Annotated in this window: 14 protein-coding genes; 13 read left to right on the forward strand and 1 reads right to left on the reverse strand. The window is 64.5% G+C overall.

Going from position 1 to position 24,304, the window contains the following annotated elements:
• Positions 1–9 precede the first annotated feature (9 nt).
• Positions 10–393 carry a glutaredoxin gene (locus NCG91_RS23800; protein ID WP_251351461.1) on the forward strand — a complete coding sequence of 128 codons (384 nt, stop codon included), beginning with the start codon at positions 10–12 and terminating at the stop codon, positions 391–393.
• A gap of 8 nt (positions 394–401) precedes the next feature.
• On the opposite strand, the gene NCG91_RS23805 is transcribed toward NCG91_RS23800, so the two are convergent.
• Positions 402–638 carry a DUF3820 family protein gene (locus tag NCG91_RS23805; protein WP_034749909.1) on the reverse strand — a complete coding sequence of 79 codons (237 nt, stop codon included), beginning with the start codon at positions 636–638 and terminating at the stop codon, positions 402–404.
• A gap of 144 nt (positions 639–782) precedes the next feature.
• Between NCG91_RS23805 and NCG91_RS23810 the strand changes: the two genes are divergently transcribed.
• The 12 genes from NCG91_RS23810 to NCG91_RS23865 all read left to right on the forward strand — a co-directional run bounded on the left by NCG91_RS23810 (position 783) and on the right by NCG91_RS23865 (position 24,209).
• Entirely contained in the window at positions 783–1,994 is a 1,212-nt protein-coding gene (locus NCG91_RS23810) for an MFS transporter (RefSeq protein WP_251351462.1), read from the forward strand.
• 139 nt (positions 1,995–2,133) lie between these two features.
• Complete coding sequence (locus NCG91_RS23815) at positions 2,134–4,134, forward strand: PhoX family protein (protein WP_251351464.1); 2,001 nt, start codon at positions 2,134–2,136, stop codon at positions 4,132–4,134.
• Positions 4,135–4,340: 206 nt separating this feature from the next.
• On the forward strand, positions 4,341–5,558 hold the full coding sequence (locus tag NCG91_RS23820; RefSeq protein ID WP_251351465.1) for a YeeE/YedE family protein: 1,218 nt from the start codon (positions 4,341–4,343) through the stop codon (positions 5,556–5,558).
• Positions 5,559–5,639: 81 nt separating this feature from the next.
• Positions 5,640–7,118, forward strand: coding sequence for a sodium:solute symporter (locus NCG91_RS23825; RefSeq protein ID WP_251351467.1), 1,479 nt, complete (start codon positions 5,640–5,642; stop codon positions 7,116–7,118).
• Positions 7,119–7,193: 75 nt separating this feature from the next.
• Complete coding sequence (sppA, locus tag NCG91_RS23830; protein WP_099667188.1) at positions 7,194–9,068, forward strand: signal peptide peptidase SppA; 1,875 nt, start codon at positions 7,194–7,196, stop codon at positions 9,066–9,068.
• 196 nt (positions 9,069–9,264) lie between these two features.
• Complete coding sequence (locus NCG91_RS23835) at positions 9,265–9,804, forward strand: GNAT family N-acetyltransferase (protein WP_099668434.1); 540 nt, start codon at positions 9,265–9,267, stop codon at positions 9,802–9,804.
• 407 nt (positions 9,805–10,211) lie between these two features.
• The gene (locus NCG91_RS23840) at positions 10,212–11,579 is read left to right on the forward strand and encodes an efflux RND transporter periplasmic adaptor subunit (RefSeq protein WP_251351468.1); all 1,368 of its coding nucleotides are present in this window, start codon (positions 10,212–10,214) and stop codon (positions 11,577–11,579) included.
• On the forward strand, positions 11,576–14,695 hold the full coding sequence (locus NCG91_RS23845) for an efflux RND transporter permease subunit (RefSeq protein WP_251351470.1): 3,120 nt from the start codon (positions 11,576–11,578) through the stop codon (positions 14,693–14,695). Before NCG91_RS23840 ends, NCG91_RS23845 begins: the two co-directional genes overlap by 4 nt.
• Positions 14,692–17,946, forward strand: coding sequence for an efflux RND transporter permease subunit (locus NCG91_RS23850; protein ID WP_251351471.1), 3,255 nt, complete (start codon positions 14,692–14,694; stop codon positions 17,944–17,946). The genes NCG91_RS23845 and NCG91_RS23850 overlap by 4 nt, the downstream gene beginning before the upstream one ends.
• On the forward strand, positions 17,943–19,364 hold the full coding sequence (locus tag NCG91_RS23855; RefSeq protein ID WP_251351472.1) for an efflux transporter outer membrane subunit: 1,422 nt from the start codon (positions 17,943–17,945) through the stop codon (positions 19,362–19,364). The genes NCG91_RS23850 and NCG91_RS23855 overlap by 4 nt, the downstream gene beginning before the upstream one ends.
• Before the next feature lie 139 nt (positions 19,365–19,503).
• Positions 19,504–22,098, forward strand: a complete 2,595-nt coding sequence (locus NCG91_RS23860; RefSeq protein WP_251351474.1) for a chemotaxis protein CheB — start codon at positions 19,504–19,506, stop codon at positions 22,096–22,098.
• Positions 22,095–24,209: a sensor histidine kinase gene (locus NCG91_RS23865; RefSeq protein ID WP_251351475.1), complete on the forward strand. Its 2,115-nt coding sequence runs from the start codon at positions 22,095–22,097 to the stop codon at positions 24,207–24,209. Before NCG91_RS23860 ends, NCG91_RS23865 begins: the two co-directional genes overlap by 4 nt.
• Positions 24,210–24,304 lie beyond the last annotated feature (95 nt).

Below are 24,304 nucleotides of genomic sequence, written 5' to 3' on the forward strand. Positions count from 1 at the left end.
AGGACTTTCATGACCCGCGCCATCCTTGACCAAGCCCAGATCCATCCCGCCGCCCGCCCTTTGATCGGCAGCAAGCACAAGGACATCGTGCGCGAAGTGCAGGCGGCCATCGCCGCGCACCAGGTGGTGGTCGTCGGCATGGCGCTCAATCCGTTTCCGCGCAAGGCGCGCAAGATCCTCGACGTGCTGGGCACGCCCTACCAATACCTGCAATACGGCAGCTATTTGAACCAGTGGCACCGCCGCAATGCCCTCAAGATGTGGACGGGCTGGCCCACGTTCCCCATGGTCTTTGTCAACGGCGTGCTCATCGGTGGCGCCAGCGAGCTGCACAAGCTCGTGGAAAATGGCGAGTTCAGCGCCATGCTGGCAAAGAAAGTGCGCGAGTTTTAAGCGCTGTCTTACTCGCCCGGCCGCCACGGCGACTTGCGCGTGCGCAAGGGGTCGAGCAAGCTGCGCAGATCGTTGTGGTCGAGTTCGTACATCAGCGCAATCAGACTGCCCAGTTCGCCCGAGGGAAAGCCCTCGCGCGCGAACCAGCCCAGGTAGTGGCCGGGCAAGTCGGCCAGCAAGCGTCCCTGATATTTCCCATATGGCATTTCGCGCGTGACCAGCAGCGCCAGTTTTTCTGAATTCATGGTGGTGACCCCGTGTGGATGCGGCCAGTGTAGCAGACCGCCCTATTGTTGATTTGCACGCAACTATCTTCTGCCTGATGAGGTATTTTTCGAAACAAAGAAAACCCCGATACTGCATGCCAACATCATTTATCGGAGTTTGCCATGCCCATTGCCTTGCTCGCGCTGACCCTCAGCGCATTTGCCATCGGAACCACGGAGTTTGTCATCGTTGGGCTGCTGCCCACCATCGCCGCGGACCTGGGCGTCAACCTGCCATCGGCCGGCTTGCTGGTCAGCCTATATGCGCTGGGCGTCGCCGTCGGTGCGCCCGTGCTGACTGCCCTGACGGGCAAGATTGCGCGCAAGACCTTGCTGCTCTCGCTGATGGTCTTGTTTACCTTGGGTAACTTGCTGGCCTGGAAATCGCCGGGTTACGAAACCCTCGTCATCGCCCGCATCCTGACGGGGCTGGCACATGGCGTCTTCTTTTCCATCGGCTCGACCATCGCCACGTCCCTGGTGCCGAAAGACAAGGCGGCCAGCGCGATCGCCATCATGTTTACGGGCTTGACCGTGGCCCTGGTGACGGGCGTGCCGCTGGGTACTTTCATCGGCCAGCATTTCGGCTGGCGCGAAACTTTCCTCGCCGTTTCGGCGCTGGGCTTGATCGCCTTTGTCGGCAGCCTGCTGTACGTGCCATCGACCATCAAGCACAGCAAACCGGCCTCGCTGCTGCAGCAAGTGCAGGTGCTGGGCCAGCCGCGCCTGCTGCTGGTGTACGCCATGACGGCCGTCGGCTATGGCGGTTCCTTCATCGCCTTCACGTATTTGGCGCCGATTCTGCAGCAAGTGTCGGGTTTCAGCGCCGGCGCCGTGGGCGTGGTGATGCTCGTGTATGGCGTCTCCGTGGCGTTCGGGAATATCTGGGGCGGCAAGCTGGCCGACAAGAAAGGCCCGGTCAGCGCCCTGAAACTGATCTTCCTGCTGCTGGCGGCCGTCTTGTTGCTGCTCACCTTCACGGCGCCGCATCCCGTGCTCGTCGTCATCACCGTGCTGCTGTGGGGCGCCGTGGCCTTCGGTAACGTGGCTGGCTTGCAAGTGTATGTCGTGCAGCAAGCGGAACACTTCACGCCCCGCGCCGTCGATGTGGCGTCCGGCCTGAATATCGCCGCCTTCAATCTGGGCATCGCCGGCGGCGCCTGGGGTGGCGGCCTCATCGTGGAACACCTGGGCCTCGTGCACACGGGCTGGATCGGCGCCCTCGTCGTGCTGGGCGCATTCGGCTTGACGGCCCTGAGCGGCCGCCTGGACCGTTTGAACCCGATCCCCGTGCGGCCAGCTGGCGCAAAAGCGATGCAGGCGACGGGGCATTGAGAAGCCGGGCGTCCGCTCGTTCTTGCTTCCGAGGTGCGGCTTGCCTGTAATCAAGCTGAAATATTTGTCGTTTATGCTCCGGCCTCGTATTCCAGCAGGTCTGTCCCACGATATTTATTTATAACGGAAGAAACAAAAAATGTCGAATTACGCCCCTGAGTCCTCACGCCGCCGCCTGTTGCAACTGTTTGCCGGTGCCCCCATGCTGCCTTTGGCCGGCTTGACCGGCGTCAGCGCTTTTCTGTCCGGTTGTGGCGGCAGTTCGGACAACGACGTGCCAGCGGTGACGCCGCCAGTCGTTCCTGCCGCGACGTTTACCACGGCGGAATTCACCGGCATGGCCGCGCCACTGGCGAGTTCGCCAGCCGCGCTGGCCACGACCACCGTCGGCTCCAAGCTCAAGGTCAATTTCAGCGATGGCAGCAGCAACAGCTATAACCTGGCGTACCAGCCTTTCTTCCTGACGGGAGACCGGGTGCCGGACGGCAAGGGCGGCACCGTGATCGCGGGCGGCTACTTCGACATCAAGAACCAGCCCATCATCGACAGTTCGGTGCCGGGCAAGGAACGCCAGTTCTTCTCGGATTCGCCGGACGGCAGCTCGATGCTGACGGTGGCCAACGCCAGCGTGAGCGGCGTCAAGGGCAAGCCGGTGTTTGCCGTGGTGCAATTTGAATACAACTCGCTGAACCAGGCCGGCGCTTCCACCTACGGCACGCTGCCGTCGCCGATCGCCGTGCTGAGCCTGGACCAGGACCAGACCACCGGCAAGCTGTCGCTGGTGAAATACCACAATGTCGATACCTCGCTGGTGAAGGGCCTGTGGATTACCTGCGGCGCCAGCCTGTCGCCGTGGAATACCCATCTGTCGAGCGAAGAGTACGAACCCGACGCCTTCGACCAGGGCCTGGGCGGCCAGACCTTGGCCGTGCTCAAGGAATTCAGCAAGAACGTCTTCGGCGATACGACGACCGCCAATCCGTACGACTACGGCCACCTGCCGGAAGTGTCGGTCAACCCGGACGGCACCGGCAGCATCAAGAAGCACTATTGCCTGGGCCGCTACTCGCGCGAACTGGTGCAGGTGATGCCGGACCAGCGCACCATCCTGGGCGGCGACGACTATACGAATGGCGGGCTGTTCATGTTCGTGGCCGACAAGGTGGCCGACCTGGCCGCAGGCGGCACCCTGTACGTCGCCAAATACACGACCCAGCTGACCGAGACCACCACCGGCAAGCTGCAATGGGTCAAGCTGGGCCATGCGACGCACGCCGAGATCAAGGCGCTGGTCGACGGCGGCATCAAGGCCACCGACATCATGGATTCGACCCTGGCCGATCCGTCCGACGCCAGCTACACGAAGATTGTGCTGAACAAGAAAACCGCCTGGGTCAGGGTCAAGGCCGGCCAGGAAAAAGCCGCCGCCTTCCTGGAAACCCACCGCTACGCGGCCCTGAAGGGCGGCAGCATGGCCTTTACCAAGAACGAGGGCACGACGGTCAACGCCAAGGACAAGATCGCCTACTCGGCGTATGCCAACATCCAGGATTCGATGGTCGAAGGCGGTTCGGGCTACGTGGCCGGCCACAACGTCAAGTTCAAGAAGCTGGTGGCGGGCGCCGTCGTGTCGCACAAGCTGACGGGCGGACAGAAGGATGACACGGGCGCGGCGATCGACAGCGAATGGGTGCCAAGCGAGTCGACCCTGCTGATCGCGGGCGAAGACATCGCGGCCGATGGCCTGGGCAACACGGCCAACCCGGCCAAGATCGCCAGCCCCGACAACCTGAAGTTCTCGGAAAAACTGCGCACCCTGTTCATCGGCGAGGACAGCGGCAACCACCTGAACAACTTCCTGTGGGCGTACAACGTCGATACCAAGAAGCTGGAGCGCCTGCTGTCGTGCCCGGCCGGCGCGGAATCGACGGGCCTGCATGCGGTCGATGAAATCAATGGCTGGACCTATGTGATGAGCAACTTCCAGCATCCGGGCGACGAGTGGAGCCGCTTCCCCGCCTTGCCGTCCGCGCTGAAGGACCAGATCAACATCATCATCAACACCAACTACAACAGCAAGGCCAGCGGCGCTGTCGGCTACCTGACGGCGGAACTGGCGCAGGTGAAACTGTCGAAGTGATGCGCGTCAGCTGACGCCGCAGCGGGCACGCAGGGCAGGCAGGCGCTGGCCTTCCCTGCCGGTGCGTGCCCCTCGCCATCCGCTCCGTCCCTCGACCCGGGTGACGGGGCGGTTGGCGTGGCGGCGCCAGACGGACGGCTAACTTGCTGGCAGAAAACAGCAAAACGGGGGAAAATGGTGTTTCCCTTCCTTTAGCGTCCCTCATCATGTCCGATATTGCAGCTTCGCCGCCAGGCCTGCGCGCCGCCATCAATCCGAAACCGCTGGGCGTCGCCCTGTTGCTCATCGTGCTCGGTGCGTGGTACCTGGCGCACACCGTCGGCATCAACCAGGCCGCGCTGTACGTGGTGGGCGCCTTGCTCGGCATTACCCTGTATCACGCAGCCTTCGGTTTCACGTCCGCCTGGCGCGTCTTCATCGCCGATGGCCGCGGCGACGGCTTGCGGGCGCAAATGCTGATGCTGGCCGTGGGCGTGGCGCTGTTTTTCCCCGCGCTGTCGGCCGGCACCCTGTTCGGCACGCCCGTTGCGGGCCTCGTTTCGCCCGCCGGCACGTCCGTTATCTTCGGCGCCTTCATCTTCGGCATCGGCATGCAGCTGGGCGGCGGTTGCGCGTCCGGCACCTTGTATACAGTCGGTGGGGGCAGCACGCGCATGCTCATCACCCTGGCCGCCTTCATCGTCGGCTCCGTGATCGGCACGGCGCACATGCCGTTCTGGACGGCGCTGCCGCAGCTCAAACCGATTTCCCTCGTCACGACACTGGGCCTGGCGCCCGCGCTGGCGCTGAACTGGATCGTCTTTGCCTTGATCGCCGCCATCACGGTGCTGGTGGAAAAGCGCCGCCATGGCAAGCTCGTCGCCACGCGCCTGCGCCCGGCGCAGGCGTCGCCCTGGCTGCACGGCCCGTGGCCGCTGGTGGCGGGCGCCGTTGCGCTCGTCGTGCTGAACTTCGCCACGCTGGCGTTGTCTGGCAAGCCGTGGGGCGTGACGTCGGCGTTCGCCCTGTGGGGTGCCAAGGCGGCGTCCGTGGTCGGCATCGACACGGCCAGCTGGGCTTACTGGTCCACCAAGGCGAATGCCGCCGCCCTGGCCGCGCCATTGACGCAAGACAAGACTTCCGTGATGGACATCGGCATCGTGCTGGGCGCCATGCTGGCGGCCGCGCTGGCCGGCCGCTATGCGCCCGTATGGCGCATCCCGCGCCGCTCGCTGATCGCCGCCATCGTCGGCGGCTTGCTGCTCGGCTACGGCGCGCGCCTGGCCTACGGCTGCAACATCGGCGCGTATTTCAGCGGCATCGTCTCGGGCAGCTTGCACGGCTGGTTGTGGCTGGTGTGCGCCTTCCTGGGCAACGTCATCGGCACGCGCTTGCGTCCGTGGTTCGGCCTGGAAGTGGAAAAAGTCAAACCGACCGGCTGCTGACGCCTGATTGCCTGGGGGCATTGCTGTACGCTTTGTTGTATATTGCTGCCCCTGCTCACCTTTGCCGCCAGCGCAACATCCATGTCCCCAGTCATCCTGTTTGCCGTCGTCCTCGCGTATTTCCTGATCTTGCTGGGCGTGGCGTGGCGCACCTCGCGCCATGCCACCAACGACAGTTTTTTCATCGGCAACAAGGACAGCAACTGGATGCTGGTGGCCTTCGGCATGGTGGGCACGACCTTGACGGGCGTGACCTTCATCAGCGTGCCCGGCGCCGTGGGCAGCAACGGCTTCGGCTATATCCAGCTGATGATCGGCTATGTGCTCGGTTACCTGGCCATCACCTTCATCTTGCTGCCGTTGTACTACCGGCTGCAGCTCACGTCGATTTACCGCTACCTGGAATTGCGCCTGGGGCGGCGCTCCTACCAGAGTGGGGCGGCGTTCTTCATTGTCTCGCGCCTGCTCGGCGCCACGGCGCGGCTGTATCTGGTGGTCAATATCCTACAGGCAACTATTCTCGACAGTTTCGGCGTGCCGTTCTGGCTGACGGCGTGCGTCGTGCTATTGCTGATCCTGCTCTACACGTATGAAGGGGGCGTCAAGACCATCGTCTGGACCGATACCCTGCAAACGGCGTGCATGCTGGCCGGTCTCGTCATCTGCAGCGTGTTCTTGCTGCGCGAGATGGATTTGTCGCTTGTCGACAGCCTCGAACGCATGCGCGCGCAAGGCCTCACGCGCATCTTCACCACCGACCCGGACAGCCCCGCCTACGTGTGGAAGCACATTCTTGCAGGCATGTTCATCACGATTGCCATGACGGGCATGGACCAGGAAATGATGCAAAAGAATATCTCCGTGCGCACCCTGCGCGATTCGCAAAAGAATATGCTCAGCCTGACCGTGGTGCTGACCGGCGTGCTGCTGCTGTTCCTCTTCCTCGGCGGCTTGCTGCACCTGTACGCGCCGCTGGCCGGCGTGACGGCCACGGGCGATAAATTGTTCCCTGCGGTGGTGCTCGGGCATTTCCCCGCCGTGGTGCAGCTGATTTTCTTCATCGCCCTCATTTCCGCCCTGTTTCCCAGCGTGGACGGGGCGCTCACGGCATTGACGTCCACCTTCTGCATCGACATCCTGGGCTTGCAGCGGCGGCCGGATTTGAGCCCGGCCGTGCAGATGCGCTGGCGCCGCAAGGTGCACCTGGGCTTTGCGGCCCTGTTCTTGATCCTGATCATGGCCTTCAAGTGGCTCGATGATCCCAGCATGATAGGCGTGATCCTGAAGCTGGCCAGCTATACCTACGGTCCGCTGCTGGGCCTGTTCGCCTTCGGCCTGCTGAGCCGGCGCGGCGTGCGCGACCGCTGGGTGCCTTTGGTGGCCGTGGCCGGGCCGCTGCTGTGCGCGCTGATCGAGCAGGAGCAGGCGCTGCTGTTCGCGCATTACCGCCTCGGCCTGGAATTGCTGATACTGAACGGTTCCCTCGTGCTGGGTGGCCTGTTCCTCATTTCCACGCCGCCAGGGCAGGGCGCCCAGGGCGCGCAATACTTGTCAAAATAAGACGAATCCCAAGGCGATCGCGGCCATTTTCAGCTATATTGATTTCCTTTAGGTACATAACCTCACGGAGCATCAATGTCACTCAACCCCTTCCCGCCGCTGCGCCGCGGTTTTGGCGCATTCTGGCGCGCGCTGGACGCCACCCGCCGCGCGGTCATCAATCTGATTTTCCTGCTGATCGTCATCGCCATCCTGATCGCCATCTTTGGCGGCGGCGCCAAGCCCCTGGCGGAAAAGACCACGCTGGTGCTGGACTTGCAAGGCCCGCTGGTCGAGGAAACCCCGGGCGGCGTGCGCGAAGCGGTGCTGGCCAATGTCAGCGGCGAAGTCAAGAAAAACGTGCAGCTGCGCGACGTGCTGGCCGTGCTCGACACGGCGGCCAAGGACAAGAACATCGGTTCCATGGTCATCCTGCTCGACGAATTGCAGGGTGGCGGCCTCGCTTCGCTGCGCGAGGTGGCGGCCGGCGTGGAACGCTTCCGCGCCACGGGCAAGAAAGTGACGGCCTGGGGTTCCAGCTACAACCAGCGCCAGTACCTGGTGGCGGTCAAGGCCGACGAGGTATTCCTGCACCCGATGGGCGGCGTCATGCTGGAAGGCTTTGGCCGCTACCGCAATTACTACCGCGATGCGCTCGACAAGGTCGGCGTGACGGTCAACCTGCTGAAAGTGGGCACGTATAAAAGCGCGGCCGAGCCTTTCATCGCCAACGGCCCGTCCGAAGCGGCGGCCGAAGCGGACCGCTACCTGAACAACGGCCTGTGGACCACCTACACGACGGACGTGGAAAAGGCGCGCAAGCTGCCGGCCGGCGCCATCATGCAATCGATCGATGCGCTGCCGGCGCTGATGACGGCGGCCGGCGGCGACCTGGGCAAGCTGTCGCTGGACGCCAAGCTGGTCGACGGCCTGAAAACGCGCGACGAACTGCGCCAGTTCATGATGGCGCGCGGCGCGAAGAACACGGAAGGCACGAATTTCCGCCAGGTGAACTACACCGACTACCTGGCGCGCCTGCGCCCCGTGCACATCGGCGACGCCGTCGGCGTGGTCATCGCCTCCGGTGAAATCGGCGACGGCATCGCGCCACCGGGCGCCATCGGCGGCCTGTCCACCTCGCGTCTGATCCGCCAGGCGCGCGAAGACAAGTCGATCAAGGCCGTCGTGCTGCGCGTCGATTCGCCGGGCGGCAGCGCCTTCGGCTCGGAATTGATCCGCCGCGAACTGGAACTGACGCGCGCCGCCGGCAAGCCGGTGGTCGTCTCGATGGGCAACGTGGCCGCTTCCGGCGGCTACTGGATCAGCACCTCGTCCGACGAAGTCATCGCCGACGCGGCCACCATCACCGGTTCCATCGGCGTGTTCGCGATTCTGCCGACAGCCGACAAGGTGGTGGAAAAGCTGGGCATCCACACGGCCGGCTCGCCGACCACCTGGCTGGCCGACGCGGGCAACCCTTTGCGTCCGCTCGACCCCCGCTTTGCGCAAGTGATCCAGGGTTCGATCAACCACGTGTATGGGGACTTCCTGAATCTGGCCGCCAAGGCGCGCAAGACGACGCCGGAAAAGATCAATGAAGTGGCGCAGGGCCGCGTCTGGACGGGCTTGCAGGCCAAGGAACGCAACCTGGTCGACCGCATCGGCAGCTACGGCGATGCGCTGGCGTCGGCGGCCAAGCGCGCCAACCTGGGCGCCGACTACCGCGTCACGTACCTGGAGCAGGAAACGTCGAACGTGGACCGCCTGATCGGCATGTTCGGCTCCAAGGCCATGGCCTCGCTGGGATTGGGCGAGCACGTGAAACTGGGCCTGGCCGGCACGGGCTTGCCGGCCGACGCGGCGCTGGGCATGGCGCAGGACCTGAGCTGGCTGTCGGGCATCACGCGCGAGCACAAACCGTTCATGGCCCTCACGCATTGCCTGTGCGAGGTGCCCCTGGGCGGCAAGTAACACCTGACCAAATCTACTGCGCTCGATGATTTGCGGCCTGCGATGCTCACTGTGCTCAAGCACAGCTCCGCTTCTCGGTCACAACTCATCTTCGCTCGCTACGATTTTGTCAGGCGTTACACGGCAATATAGATGACATACTCAAGCCGGCTTCGCCCGGCTTGTTTCAGATCAGGAGCAAGGCATGGCAAGCGACATGAACGAAAAAACCGGCACGGCCATCACCATCCGCCCCTGCGCCAAGGGCGATGAGCTGGCGCTGGCGCTGGTGGGGCAAGCGACCTTCCTGGAAGCGTTCGCCGGCATCCTCGACGGCGCCGACGTCATCGCCCATTGCCAGCGCCAGCACGACGCGCAGCTGTACCGCGATTGGCTGGCGCTGCCGGCCATGCGCCTGTGGCTGGCCGAGGCCACGCCCGGCGGCGCGCCCGTCGGCTACCTGGTCCTCAGTCCGGCCAGCCTGCCGGTGGCCGACCCGCGGCCGGACGACCTGGAAATCAAGCGCATCTACCTGCTGCACCGCTTCCAGGGCCAGCGCGTGGGCCAGCGCCTGATGCAGGCGGCCGTGGAACAGGCGCGCGCCGGCGGGGCGGGAAGGGTGCTGCTGGGCGTGTACGCGGAAAACCACGATGCGCTGGCGTTTTATGCGCGCTGCGGCTTTGCGCAGGTGGGCCGGCGCACCTTCCGCGTGGGCCGCACCGACTATCAGGATGTCATCCTCGGCATGACGCTGTAAGCGCCAACGGCCTGCGCGGCGCCAGGTCAAGCCGGCTGGCGGGAGATTTGTAGCGAGTTTGTATCTGCATGCGAGTCGCCCGCGCGCCGCCGGCGCCGGGGCGCGACGCCCCGCAAGCCTGATTCTTCCACCGTTCCCCCACAGGGGCGGCATGCCTGCCGGCCCGCCTGATCCTCCCATGCCTGCCAGGCTGTGTGTAATTGTTTCAAGTAGAAATGAAACAGTTACATGACTATGCTAGAGTCGTTTCACGCTAGGGAGCGATGTTTTTTCAGCTGACTTTCAGCTCTTGACTCCCCCGGCTTTGTACCGAAACAACCCCGAAAAACGGTCGTCCGGCCTGAGTGTGTTCCACCTCGGCCGGCGCCACAGACTCGCCGTGCCAGCGGCCTAGACAAGGATAAGCGATGGATTCGCAGACTACACCCAACACCCCGCGGCGCAGCCGCCGTTCGAAAATCGTCGGCACGGTCATCGCGCTGGCCGTGATGGCTGCGCTGGGGGGCGGTGCCTGGTACCTGACCCATTCGGGCGTCAGTGCGCAGCCCGGCGCCGGTGGCCCCGGAGGGCCGGGAGGCCCGGGCGGGCGCCGCGGCGGCCCCTCGACCACCGTGGGCGTGGCCACGGCCGTGAAATCCGACTTGCCCGTGGTGCTCGATGCGCTGGGCACGGTGACGGCCGCGTCCACCGTGACGGTGCGCCCGCAAGTGTCGGGCATTTTGAAGGAGCTGAAATTCAAGGAAGGCGGCATGGTCAAGGCGGGCCAGGTGGTGGCGCAGATCGACCCGGCCCAGTTCGAGATGGCGCTGATGCAGGCCACGGGCCAGCGCCAGCGCGATGAAGCGCAGCTGGAAAATGCGCGCCTGACCCTGAAACGCTATCAAACCCTGCTGGGCCAGGATTCCATCGCGCGCCAGGACGTCGACACGCAGGCCGCCCTGGTCAAACAATTGGAAGGTACCGTGATGACGGACCGCGCCGCCGAAGGCACGGCCAGGCTGAACCTGGGCTACACCAAGGTGGTGTCGCCGATCAGCGGCCGCGCGGGCTTGAAGGTGGTCGATATCGGCAACCTGGTGAGCACCAGCGACACGGGCGGCGTGGTGGTGGTGACGCAGCTGTCGCCCATCGACGTGGAATTCTCCGTGCCGCAGGATAAGGTGCAGACGATCCAGGAACGCCTGAATGGCGGCACGGCCCTGGCGGCGCTGGCGCTGGACCGCACGCGCACGCATACCCTGGACAAGGGCAGCTTGACGGCGCTCGACAACCAGGTCGACGTGCAGACGGGCACCGTGCGCGCCAAGGCCCGCTACACGAACGACAAGATGGCCCTGTTTCCCAGCCAGTTCGTCAACGTGCGCCTGGAACTGGGCAACATCACGGGCGCCGTGCTGGTGCCCGTCACGGCCCTGCGCCACAGCAACAACGGCGACTTCGTGTACGTGCTGAAAGCGGACAAGACCGTCACCGTGCGCATGGTCACGCGGGGCCAGGCTACCACCGACATGGTGGAAATCCGCGCCGGCCTGGAGGCGGGAGAGCAAGTCATCACGGAAGGCGCCGACCGCCTGAAGGAAGGCGCGAAAGTCACCCTGGCGGGCGACAAGCCTGCCATGGGCGGCGCCGGTGCTGCCGGTGCCGCCGGGGCGAACGGCGAACGCCGCCACCGCCGCCAGCATGCTGACGGCGCGGCCAGCGCCTCGGCGTCCGCATTGGCATCCGCGCCAGCCGCAATGCCAGCTACTGCGCCGGCGAAGGGCGCAGCGCAATGAGTCCATCGACTCCCTTCATCAAGCGCCCCGTCGCCACGGCGCTGCTGATGCTGGCCATCGTGCTGGCGGGGCTGGTCGGCTTCAAGTTCCTGCCGCTGGCCGCCTTGCCGCAGGTGGACTTCCCCACCATCCAGGTGCAGACCCTGTACCCGGGCGCCAGTCCCGAAGTCATGGGGCAGACCGTGACGGCGCCGCTGGAGCGCCAGTTCGGGCAGATGTCCGGCTTGCAGCGCATGAGTTCCACCAGCGCGGCCGGCGTTTCCATCATCACCCTGCAATTCACCCTGGGCCAGACCCTGGACGTGGCCGAGCAGGAAGTGCAGGCCGCCATCAACGCGGGCGGCTCGCTACTGCCCACCGACTTGCCGGCGCCGCCCGTGTACGCCAAGATCAACCCGGCCGACGCGCCCGTGCTGACCCTGGCGATTACCTCGGACACGATGCCGCTGACGCAGGTGCAGAACATCGTCAACACGCGCCTGGCGCTGAAGATCAGCCAGGTCAACGGCGTGGGCCTCGTGTCGCTGTCGGGCGGCCAGCGTCCCGCCGTGCGCATCCAGGGCGACACCAAATTGCTGGCCTCTTACGGCCTGGGCCTCGACAGCCTGCGCACGGCCATCGCGGCGGCCAACGTCAACAGCGCCAAGGGCAGTTTCGACGGTCCCACGCGCTCGTTCACCATCAACGCGAACGATCAACTCGTCACGGCGGAAGACTACAAGCGCCTGATCATCACCTATAAAAACGGCGCGCCCGTGCGCCTGCTTGATGTGGCCAACGTCGTCGACAGCGCGGAAAACACGCGCCTGGGCGCCTGGTCCGGCAAGCAGCCGGCCATCATCCTGAACGTGCAGCGCCAGCCCGGCGCCAACGTCATCAAGACGGTCGACGCCATCAAGGCCCTGCTGCCCGACCTGCAGGCCAGCCTGCCGGCTGCCATGAAGCTCGACGTGCTGAGCGACCGCACGACGGGCATCCGCGCTTCCGTCGAACACGTGGAAATGGAACTGCTGCTGTCCGTGCTGCTGGTGGTGCTGGTGATCTTCGCCTTCCTGCACAGCATGCGCGCCACCGTGATCGCCAGCCTGTCCGTGCCGATTTCGCTGATCGGCGCCTGCGGCGTCATGTATCTGCTCGGCTACAGCCTGAACAACCTGTCCCTGATGGCGCTGACGATTGCCACGGGCTTCGTCGTCGATGACGCCATCGTCATGATCGAAAACATCGCCCGCTACATCGAGGAGGGCGAAACGCCGATGGCCGCCGCCCTGAAGGGCGCGTCGCAGATCGGCTTTACCATCATCTCGCTGACCGTCTCCCTGATCGCCGTGCTCATTCCCCTGCTGTTCATGGGCGACGTGGTGGGCCGCTTGTTCCGCGAATTCGCCATGACCCTGGCCATCACGATCCTGATTTCCGCCGTGGTGTCGCTCACCCTGGTGCCGATGATGTCGGCGCGCTGGCTGAAGAGCCACGCCGATGAAAAGATCAGCGCCACGGGCCAGCGCATCCAGGCTTTCCTCGACAAGGTGATCGTGCAGTACGACCATGCGCTCGTGTGGGTCTTGAAACGCCAGGGCCTGACCTTGCTCGTCGCCCTGGCCACCTTGCTGCTGACCGTCATTCTGTACATCACGATTCCGAAAGGCCTGTTCCCCACGCAGGACACGGGCCAGCTGCAGGCGCGCATCGAAACCTCGCAAGCCGTCTCGTACGAGCGCATGGCCACCTTGCAGCAGGCCGCCGCCAGCGCGCTGCTGGAAGATCCCGCTGTCGACACCCTCAGTTCCCTCGTCGGCGTCGATGCGGCCAACAATACCATGCTGCACACGGGTAGCATGCTGATCAATCTCAAGCGTCCGCGCAGCGGCAGCCAGGACGAGATCATGGAGCGCCTGCGCGACCGCGTGGCCAAGGTGGCCGGCGTGACCCTGTATCTGCAGCCGACGCAGGATCTGACCATCGATGCGGAATCGGGGCCGACGCAGTACCGCGTCTCGCTCGAAGGGGCCGACACGGCCACCGTCACCGAGTGGGCCGGCAAGCTGGCGGCGCGCATGCGCGAAAAAACGCAGCTGCGCAACGTCGTCACGGATGCGGGCGCCACGGGCGCCGCCGTGACGGTCGCCATCGACCGCGACAGCGCCGCGCGCATGTCCGTCACCACGGCCACCGTCGACGATGCGCTGTACAACGCCTTCGGCCAGCGCATTATTTCGACGATTTTCACGGAAACCAACCAGTACCGCGTGATCCTCGAAGCGCAGCCGGGCATCGTCACGACACCGTCCGACCTGTCGGACCTGCAGGTGCGCACGGGTTCCGGCAAGTCGACGCCGCTGTCCGCGTTTGCCAGCGTCAGCGAAAAACAGGCGCCGCTGCAAATCACGCACGTGGCGCAATACCCGGCCACGACGCTGGGCTTTGATACGACGCAAGGCGTGGCCCTGGGCAGCGCCGTCGACGCCATCCGCCAGGCCGCAAAGGATATCGCCTTGCCTCCATCGGTGACGTTGACGTTCCTCGGCGCGGCCGGCGCGTATGAAAACTCGCTGTCGAACCAGCTGTGGCTCATTCTGGCCGCCGTCGTCTGCGTGTACATCGTGCTGGGCGTGCTGTACGAAAGCTATATCCACCCGCTGACGATTTTGTCGACGCTGCCGTCGGCCGGCGTGGGCGCCTTGCTGGCGCTGATGATTTCCGGGCAAGACCTGGGCGTGATCGGCATCATCGGCATCATCCTCCTGATCGGCATCGTCAAGAAGAACGCCATCATGATGATCGACTTCGCCATCGAGGCCGAGCGCGACGAAGGGAAAGGCCCGCAGGAAGCCATCCACCAGGCGGCGCTGCTGCGCTTCCGCCCCATCCTGATGACGACCCTGGCGGCCCTGTTCGCGGCCGTGCCGCTGATGCTGGGCTGGGGCGAGGGCGCCGAGTTGCGCCGTCCGCTGGGCCTGGCCATCTTCGGCGGCTTGATCGTCAGCCAGGTGCTGACCCTGTTTACCACGCCCGTCATCTACCTGGGCTTCGACCGCCTGGGCCAGCGCTTCGCGCGCAAGACGCCCGGGGTGAAGCTGGACAAGCCGGCCGATAACGCGGGGAGCGCCGCGTGAACCTGTCCGAACCGTTCGTCAAGCGCCCCATCGCCACCGTGCTGCTGACCATCGGCATCGCGCTGGCCGGGATCGGCGCCTTCTTCGTGCTGCCCGTCTCGCCGCTGCCGCAGGTCGATTATCCGACCATTTCCGTCAGCGCCAGCCTGCCCGGCGCCAGCCCCGCGACCATGGCCACGTCGGTGGCCACGCCGCTGGAACGGCGCCTGGGCGTGATTTCGGGCGTGAACGAGATGACGTCGTCGTCGGGCACGGGCTCGGCGCGCATCAATCTGCAGTTCGACTTGAACCGCAAGATCGATTCGGCCGCGCGCGAAGTGCAGGCAGCGATTGCCGCTTCGCGCGTGGACTTGCCGGCCACCCTGCGCAGCAACCCGACCTACCGCAAGGCCAATCCGTCCGACGCGCCCGTGATCATCCTGGCGCTGACGTCGAAAACGCGCACGCCGGGCCAGATCTACGACGCCGTGTCGAACCTGGTGCAGCAGAAGGTGGCGCAAGTCAAGGGCGTGGGCGACGTGGAACTGGGCGGCGGCTCGCTGCCGGCCGTGCGCGTGGAATTGCTGCCGTACCAGCTCAATCACTATGCCGTGTCGATGGAAGACGTGCGCGCGGCCATCCAGGCCAGCAACGCCAACCGCCCGAAAGGGGCGATTTCCGGCGACGAGCGCAGCCTGCAGATCTATTCGGGCGCGGCGACGGCGTCGGGCGGGCGCAGCGCCGCCGATTACCGCAGCCTGGTGGTGGCCTGGCGCGACGGCGCCGCCATCCGCCTCGACGACGTGGCCGAAGTGGTCGACGGCGTGGAAAACAGCAATACCCTGGGCCTGTTCAATGGCGACCCGGCCGTCATCGTGCTGATCACGCGCCAGCCCGGCGCCAACGTCATCGCCACGGTGGACGGCGTGCGCGCGCTGCTGCCGCAACTGCAGGCGCAGCTGCCCGGCGACATCAAGCTGCAGGTGGCGTCCGACAGCACCAATTCCATCCGCTCGTCCCTGCACGAGATCGAGTTCACGCTGATCCTGTCCATCGTGCTCGTCGTGCTGGTGGTCAGCGCCTTTTTGCGCAGCGTGCGCGCCACCATCATCCCCGCCGTGGCCACCATCGTCTCCTTGCTGGGCACTTTCGGCGTGATGTACATGCTGGGCTTTTCGCTAAATAACCTTTCCTTGATGGCGCTCACGGTGGCCACGGGCTTTGTCGTCGATGATGCCATCGTGGTGCTGGAAAACACGCAGCGCCACATCGAGGCAGGCATGGACCGCTTCAAGGCGGCCCTGCTGGGCGCGCGCGAAGTGGGCTTTACGGTGCTGTCGATCAGCCTGTCGCTGGTGGCCGTCTTCATTCCGCTGCTGTTCATGGGCGGCCAGGTGGGGCGGCTGTTCCGCGAATTCGCCGTGACCCTGTCGGCCGCCGTGATGATTTCGCTCGTCATCTCGCTCACCACGACGCCGATGATGTGCGCCTGGCTGCTGAAAAGCGGCGAGCACCACAAGCCGCCCGGGCTTGTCGCGCGCTGGTTCGAACGGGGTTTCGAGCGCATGCTGAACGTGTATGAACACTGCCTGGACTGGGCCTTGTCCAGCGCGGCTCTCGTGATGACGATCCTCGTGTTCGTCGTCGGCCTGAACGTGTACCTGTTCGCGGCCGCGCCCAAGGGCTTTTTCCCGCAGCAGGACACGGGCCAGATCAATGGCGGCATGCGCGCCGACCAGAGCATCTCGTTCCAGGCCATGCAGGCCAAATTGCGCCAGCTGGTCGACATCATCAAGGACGATCCGGCCGTCGCCACCGTCGTCGGGTTCACGGGCGGCGGCAGGGCGGGGGGCGGCTTCATGTTCATCGACTTGAAGCCGGCCTCGCAGCGCACGGACAAGGGGCAAGCCGTGATCGCCCGCCTGCGTCCGCAGCTGGCCAAGGTGACGGGCATTTCGCTGTTCCTCAACCCCGTGCAGGATTTGCGCATGGGCGGGCGTTCCAGCAATTCCACGTACCAGTACACCCTGATCAGCGACAACCAGGCGGACTTGAAGAAGTGGGCGGCGAAACTGGCCGACCAGATGAAGCTGCAGCCGGCCCTGATCGACGTGGACACGGACCAGGCGGAAAACGGCGTGGAAACCTTTGTTTCCATCGACAAGGACCGCGCCACGCAGCTGGGCGTACAGGTGAAGGATATCGACAATGCGCTGTACAACAGCTTCGGCCAGCGCCAGGTGGCGACCATCTACGATGAGCTGAATCAGTACCACGTGATCATGGAAGTGGCGCCCCGCTATGCGCAAAGCCCGGAAGCGCTGCGCTCCGTGTACGTGCCGGCGTCGAATGCGGCCGCCGTCGCCGCCACCGGCACGACGGCCGCCAGCGCCGCCACGGCCACCACCAGCGTTGCCGCGACGGCGTCCAACACGACGGCGGCGCGCGACCCGTCCAGCGGCTCGGCCCTGTCCACGACACTGGCGCGCATGGTGCCCCTGTCGTCGTTCAGCAGCTTTGCCGAAAGCTCGACGGCGACGTCCATCAACCACCAGGGAGGGGAGCTGGCCACCACCGTGTCGTTCAACCTGGCCGACGGCTATCCGCTCAGCGACGGGCAGGCTGCCGTGGCCCAGGCGGAGTCGGAAATCGGCATGCCCGTGAATGTGCGCGGCAGCTTCCAGGGCTCGGCGAAGAGCGCGCAGGACAGCAACAAGGAGCAGCCGCTGCTGATCCTGGCCGCCATCGTGGTGATCTATATCGTGCTGGGCATCCTGTACGAAAGCTTGATCCACCCGATCACCGTGCTGTCTACCTTGCCGTCGGCAGGGGTGGGCGCGGTGCTGGCATTGCTGATGTTCCGCATGGAGTTTTCCATCATCGCCCTGATCGGCGTGTTTTTGTTGATCGGCATCGTCAAGAAAAATGCTATATTGATCATCGACTTCGCGCTGGAGGCCGAGCGTTCGCGCGGACTGACAGCTGTGGAGGCGGTGCGCGAGGCATGTTTGCTGCGTTTCCGCCCCATTCTGATGACCACCCTGGCGGCGGCGCTTGGCGCCTTGCCGCTGGCGATCGGTTTCGGCGAGGGGTCAGAGCTACGCCAGCCCTTGGGGGTCGCCATCATCGGCGGCCTGATTGCCAGCCAGTTACTCACATTGCTGACCACCCCGGTGGTCTACATCCTGCTCGACAAGCTGCGCACGCGCAGCGCCGACGAGCAGCAATTGAGCCGCATTCCTGGGCCAGATAACCCGAGCACACAATCATGAAGCAAGTAAAACCTATTCCATCCGCCGTTCCCGCACGCCACCTGCTGGCGCTGGCCGCTGCCGTCCTGCTGGCCGGCTGCGCCGTCAGTCCCACGTATGAAACGCCGACGGCCGCCGCGCCGCAAACGTTCAAGGAGGCGGCAGGCTGGCAGCCGGCCGTGCCGGCCGACACGCTGGAACGGGGTCCGTGGTGGACCCTGTTCGGCGACGCCCAATTGAACCAGCTGGCCGAAGGCATCGACATCTCGAACCAGAACGTGGCCGCCGCCATCGCTTCCTACGAGCAGGCGCGCGCGCTGGTGCGCGAACAGCGCGCCTCGCTGTTCCCCACCGTGAACCTGACGGGCAGCGGCGCCCGCTCGGGCGGCGGGGGCGAGCAGCAGACCAACAACAACTTCAAGGCCGCCATCGGCGCGTCGTGGGAACCGGACGTGTGGGGCAAGCTGCGCGCCGGCGTGACGGGGGCGGACGCCAGCGCCAGCGCCAGCGCGGCCGACCTGGCCGCCGCCCGCCTGTCGGCGCAGGGCGAACTGGCCACCAATTACTTTTCGCTGCGCCAGAGCGATGCGCAGATCGCGCTGCTGAATGCCACCATCGATGGCTACAAGCGCGTGCTTGACATCACCAGCAACCGCTTCAATTCGGGCATCGCCGCCAAGTCCGACCTGCTGCAGGCGCAGACGCAGCTGGCCAATGCGCAGATCGACCTGTCCAGCCAGACGCGTTCACGCGCGCAGCTGGAACATGCGATCGCGATACTTTTGGGCCGCGCGCCGTCCGAGTTCAGCCTGGCCGTGGCGCCGTGGACCCTGACCGTGCCCGAAGTGCCGTTGGGCGTGCCGTCGACCCTGCTGCAGCGCCGTCCCGACATCGCCGCTGCCGAGCGCCGGGTGGCCGTGGCCAACGAGCAGATCGGCATCGCCCGTTCCGCGTATTACCCGAGCCTGAACCTGACGGGTTCCTACGGTTCCGGCGCCAGCAAGGTGGGCGACCTGTTCAATGCCTCATCGAGCCTGTGGTCGCTGGGCGTGTCGGCCGCGCAAACCCTGTTCAACGCGGGCGCCACCACGGCCAGCGTGGATGCGGCCAAGGCGGGGCACGAGGCGGCCGTGGCGCGCTACCGCCAGACGGTATTGAGTGCCTTTGGCGCCGTGGAAGACCAGTTGTCGGCCACGCGCGCGCTGGCCGAACAGCTGGCCCTGCGCCAGCAGGCGTCATCCGCCGCCGACCAGGTCGAGCAGCAGATCCTGAACCGCTACAACGCGGGCCAGGTCGGCTATACGGACGTGGTGACGGCGCAAGTGACGGCCCTGTCGGCGCGCCGTTCGCTGGTGCAGGCGCAGGCGGACCGCCAGACGACGGCCGTGGCCCTGATCCAGTCGCTGGGCGGCGGCTGGCACGTGCCGCAGGCGCAGTAAAGGGGACGGCTAGGGGGCAGCCTGGCGCAGGGAAAAGCCCTGCGCCAAATTCGTGTTTTGCCGCGCATCTTGAGTGCTAGAATGCAAGATTATCAATTCCCAGCCTGACGCTTTGGCCGTGGCTGCACTCTTGCAGAAGATGACACGCAGTAAACACAGCAATGCTTCCGTCCCTGAAGTGGCCACCATCGTTTTCCCCGTGGTGGCCATCGGCGCATCCGCCGGCGGACTCGATCCCATCGTTGCCTTCCTGGCGAACGTGCCGCAGGAGAGCGGGATTGCGTATGTGGTGATCCAGCATCTGGACCCCACGCAAAAGGCCATGCTGCCGGAACTGCTGCAGCGCGCCACCAGCATCCCCGTCACGGAAATCACGCACCAGGCGGAGTTGCGGCCCAACCATATCTATGTGATACCGTCGAATGCCGACCTGGGCTTGTCCAAGGGGCGTTTCGTGCTCAGCGAACCGGTGCAGCTGCGCGGGCACCGCTTGCCCATCAACACCTTTTTCGAAAGCCTCGCAAGCGAACTGGGCGAACTGGCCGTGGGCGTGATTTTTTCCGGCATGGGCAATGACGGCACGCGCGGCTTGCAGGCGATCAAGCAGGCAGGGGGCCTGACCCTGGCACAGCATCCGGACACGGCCAAGTTCGACATGATGCCGCAAAGCGCGATTGCCGCGGAAGTGGTGGACCTCGTCGACTTTCCCGACAAGATGCCGGACAAGATCATCACCTATCTGTTCCGCAGCAGCTTCCTCAGCCTGCCGGGCCATGAACCGAACGGGCGCAATTCCTTGCAGGAAATTGTCGCCTTGCTGTCCGAACACACGGGCAACAGTTTTACGGATTACAAGATCAACACGGTGCTGCGGCGCATCGAGCGGCGCATGAGCTTGTATCAAATGACGTCGATGGAAGAATACGTGCCGTATCTGCGTGCCAATCCGGGCGAAATCGACTTGCTGTTCAAGGAATTGCTGATCGGCGTGACGAGTTTCTTCCGCGACCCGAAAGTGTGGGAATACCTGAAGATGGTCGCCTTGCCGCAATTGCTGGCGGCCCACCCGGAAGGACGCGCGTTCAAGGCCTGGGTGCCCGCCTGTTCCACGGGCGAGGAAGCGTATTCGCTGGCCATGGTATTCCATGAAGTGGTGGCCAGCATCAATCCGCCGTCGAAGTACAGCCTGCAGATCTTTGCCACCGACCTGTCGGCCGACGCCATCGACCGCGCGCGCCAGGGACGCTTTCCGCACAGCATCAGCAGCGACGTGTCGGCCGAACGGCTGGAGCGTTTCTTCTTGCGCGACAAGAACGATTATCACGTGAAAAAAGAGATACGCAACACGATCATCTTTGCCCAGCAAAACATCATTTCCGACCCGCCGTTCACCAAGCTCGACATCCTGTGCTGCCGCAATCTGCTGATTTATCTCAATGCCAAGCTGCAGCAGCGTTTGATACCCCTGTTTCATTACGCCTTGAACCGCGACGGAATTTTGCTGCTGGGCAGCGCCGACACGCCCGGCCATTTTTCCGACCTGTTTTCACCGCTGACCACGTCGACCCGGCTGTACCGCCGCCTCGACAACCTGGCGCGTCAGCGCCTGCCCACGTATTTTCCTACCAAGGTATCGTTGGCATCCCCCCCTACACCTAGCGACACGAGAGAAGTCAGCATGACTGGAAAGATTCAATCCCATGTCGAGCAATTATTGCTCCAGAAATATTCACCGGCTGCCGCGCTGCTGAATCAGGATGGCGACATCCTGTACATCAACGGGCGCACGGGCGTCTTCCTCGAACCGGCAGCCGGCAAGGCCAACTGGAATATCCATGCGATGGCGCGCGAAGGCTTGCGCTACGAGCTGGCTGGCCTCATCAAGGAAGCCTTGCAGAGCGAGAGGGTGGTGCGCCTGAAAGGGCTGGTGGTCAAGGACCACCTGGGACAATCGCTGGGCGTCGACCTGAGCGCGGAAGCGCTGAGCCAGCCTGAATCCTTGCGCGGCATGGTCTTCGTCACGTTTTCCAGCGTGCCTTTGGTGGCCGAGGCGCGCCGCGGCCGCTCGCCGAATCCCAAGGTGCTGGAACTGGAGCAGCAGCTGATCCAGGCGCGCAATGAAATCCAGGCCGTGCGCGACGAAATGCAGACCTCGCGCGAAGAGCTCAAATCGGCCAACGAGGAATTGCAGTCGACCAATGAAGAGTTGCAATCGGCGAACGAAGAGCTGACCACGTCGAAGGAAGAAATGCAGTCGCTCAATGAGGAGTTGTACACCGTCAATGCCGAGCTGCAATCGAAGGTCGATGATTTGTCGCTGGTCAACAGCGACATGAAAAATCTGCTTAATAGTACCGATATCGCCACCATCTTCCTCGACAGCGACCTGCGCATCCGCCGCTTCACGGCGCCGGCCACGCAAATCTACAAGCTGATCCAGACGGACTTGCGCCGCCCGCTCAGCGACATCGTCAACGACCTGGCCTACCCGAACCTGGAGGCGGACGCGCTGGAAGTGATCCGCAGCCTCGTGTTTTGCGAGCGGCAAGTGCAGACCAAGAACGGGCGCTGGTACAACGTGCGCATCATGCCGTACCGCACGGTGGAAAATGTCATCGATGGCGTGGTGGTGACCTTTATTAATATTACCGAGTCGAAGGTACTGGAAGCCCAGTTGCGCCAGATCCAGTCCGGCGCTGCGGCGGCAGGCAATAGCGGCGAGAACGTGTCATGAACGAACCATTCGACGAGGAGAACGTGCCGGCCAGATTGCGAGAGCAGGCCGAGCAATTGGCGGCGCAGCAGCGCCAGCCCTTGCCGCAGTCGAATGAAGAGGTGATGCGCCAGTTGCATGAGTTGCAGGTCAGCCAGATCGAGCTGGAAATGCAGAGCGCGGCCCTGGCCGAACTGGAGCAGCTGAAAAATGAATATGAAAGCAGCCGCGACCGTTATGCGCAGCTGTATGAACAGGCGCCCGTCAGCTATTTTTCGCTGGCGCGCGAAGGCGTCATCACGCGTGTCAACGTGGCGGCCTGCGGCTTGTTGCAACGCGACAAGAACCGGCTGCTGGGGCGGCGTTTCGAACAATTCGTCGCGCCCCAGGCGCAGGGCGGCTTCCGGCGCTTTCTCGACGCCGTCTTCACCAGTGGCACGCGGCAGGTGCTCGAAGCGCAATTGTTCGAGGGCATGGCGGGCGGCATGGTGCGCATCGAAGCCAATTTCGATGTGGACAGCGCCACGGCGCGCATGCTGGTGACGGACCTGGGCGACGAGCACGCGCGCGAATCGGCCTTGCGGCGCGCATTTGTCATTCTCGACAGCATCCGCGAAGGCGTGCTGGTGACGGACAGCGCCAACCGCATCATTTCCGTCAACCCCGCCTTCACCACCATCACCGGCTACCAGGCGGAGGAAGCCATCGGGCGCGATCCGTCCTTCCTCGGCGGCGGCACGCATTTGCCGCATTTTTATGAAGCCATGTGGCGCAGCCTGCACCAGGATGGCAGCTGGTATGGCGAACTGGTAAACCGGCGCAAGAATGGCGAGCGTTTCGTCGAATCGCTGTCGATCACGCCGATGCGCAGCCCGGATGGCGCGATCAGCCATTTTGTCGGCGTGTTTTCCGATATCACCGAGCGCAAGCTGGCCGAGGCGGACTTGCGCGAACTGCACCGCGAGCTGGACCAAAGGGTGGTCGACCGCACGGCCGAATTGCTGCGGGCCAACCAGCACCTCCAGCTGGAAGTGCACCAGCGCGAGCGGGCGCAGGAAGCCTTGCGCGATGCCGAGCGCTTCTTTCACGCCACCATCGATTCCCTGACGGACCGGGTGCTGGTGCTGGACCGGTCGGGCCGCGTCGTGCATGCCAACCAGGCTTGCCTGGCCTTCGTCGGGCAAACGCCGCAGCCGCTGCATTACCTGGAATTTTGCGACACGGACCCGCGCTGGCAGCGCAGCGCCGGGCGCGAGCTGGCCGCCGGCATCCGCTCCGTCATCGCCGGCAACGCGGACACGTTTGCGCTCGAATATGAGTTTGCCACGCGCTCGGGTCCCCGCTGGTCGCAGGCCAGGATCAGCCGTTTCCTCGGCGAAGGGCCGCTGCGCGTGGTGGTGGCGCACACGGACATCACCGAACGCAAGCTGATGGATGGCGCCCTGCGCCAGTCGCATGCGCAGCTGCGCCAGCTGGCGCTGCACCTGGAAACGGCCAAGGAAGACGAGCGCAAGCGCATTTCGCGCGATATCCACGATGAACTGGGGCAAAACCTGCTGGCGCTGCGCATCGATATTTCCATGCTCAGCGCACGCACGGAAGGCTCCCATCCGCGCCTGCACCGCCGGGTCGGCGCCGTGCTCAGCAACGTCGACACCACCATCAAGAGCGTGCGCGGCATCATGAACGAGCTGCGCCCGATGGCGCTGGACCTGGGCTTGCAAGCCGCCATCGAATGGCAGGTGGGCGACTTCCGCAAGCGCAGCGGCGTTGCTTGCCAGCTGCTGATACGCGACGAGGCATTGTTTTCCGCCATCGGCAGCCAGGTCGAGATCGTGCTGTTCCGCATCGTGCAGGAAGCGCTCAGCAACGTCATGCGCCATGCCCAGGCCAGCCAGGTCGCGATCGAACTCAGTTCGGATGCCTGCGCCGTGTACGTGGCCATCAGCGACAACGGCATCGGCATCACGCCCCAGCAGCAGCGCAAGAAGCAGTGCTTTGGCCTGATCGGCATCGCCGAGCGGGTGACGGCGCTGGGCGGGCAGTTCGAGGTCGGTGTGCCGGCCTCGGGCGCCGGTTGCCGGCTGGCCCTGCAGATCCCCTTGCAGGGGACGGGACGGCCGGCCGCCTGATACAGAAATTGCAATGGGATAATTTTGGCTATGTCACCGTCAAATGTGGGAATGCTCCCAGCGTTGCTTTCAATAACGTTTCTGGTGAACGGATG

It is taken from the genome of Janthinobacterium kumbetense (assembly GCF_023703445.1).
In the GTDB taxonomy this organism is placed as follows: Bacteria; Pseudomonadota; Gammaproteobacteria; order Burkholderiales; family Burkholderiaceae_D; genus Janthinobacterium; species Janthinobacterium kumbetense.

What these genes read in the sequence shown, in the direction of transcription:
- NCG91_RS23800 (WP_251351461.1), top strand. Translation starts at nt 10, where the DNA reads ATGACCCGCGCCATCCTTGACCAAGCCCAGATCCATCCCGCCGCCCGC.
- NCG91_RS23805 (WP_034749909.1), bottom strand. Translation starts at nt 638, where the DNA reads ATGAATTCAGAAAAACTGGCGCTGCTGGTCACGCGCGAAATGCCATAT.
- NCG91_RS23810 (WP_251351462.1), top strand. Translation starts at nt 783, where the DNA reads ATGCCCATTGCCTTGCTCGCGCTGACCCTCAGCGCATTTGCCATCGGA.
- NCG91_RS23815 (WP_251351464.1), top strand. Translation starts at nt 2,134, where the DNA reads ATGTCGAATTACGCCCCTGAGTCCTCACGCCGCCGCCTGTTGCAACTG.
- NCG91_RS23820 (WP_251351465.1), top strand. Translation starts at nt 4,341, where the DNA reads ATGTCCGATATTGCAGCTTCGCCGCCAGGCCTGCGCGCCGCCATCAAT.
- NCG91_RS23825 (WP_251351467.1), top strand. Translation starts at nt 5,640, where the DNA reads ATGTCCCCAGTCATCCTGTTTGCCGTCGTCCTCGCGTATTTCCTGATC.
- sppA (WP_099667188.1), top strand. Translation starts at nt 7,194, where the DNA reads ATGTCACTCAACCCCTTCCCGCCGCTGCGCCGCGGTTTTGGCGCATTC.
- NCG91_RS23835 (WP_099668434.1), top strand. Translation starts at nt 9,265, where the DNA reads ATGAACGAAAAAACCGGCACGGCCATCACCATCCGCCCCTGCGCCAAG.
- NCG91_RS23840 (WP_251351468.1), top strand. Translation starts at nt 10,212, where the DNA reads ATGGATTCGCAGACTACACCCAACACCCCGCGGCGCAGCCGCCGTTCG.
- NCG91_RS23845 (WP_251351470.1), top strand. Translation starts at nt 11,576, where the DNA reads ATGAGTCCATCGACTCCCTTCATCAAGCGCCCCGTCGCCACGGCGCTG.
- NCG91_RS23855 (WP_251351472.1), top strand. Translation starts at nt 17,943, where the DNA reads ATGAAGCAAGTAAAACCTATTCCATCCGCCGTTCCCGCACGCCACCTG.
- NCG91_RS23860 (WP_251351474.1), top strand. Translation starts at nt 19,504, where the DNA reads ATGACACGCAGTAAACACAGCAATGCTTCCGTCCCTGAAGTGGCCACC.
- NCG91_RS23865 (WP_251351475.1), top strand. Translation starts at nt 22,095, where the DNA reads ATGAACGAACCATTCGACGAGGAGAACGTGCCGGCCAGATTGCGAGAG.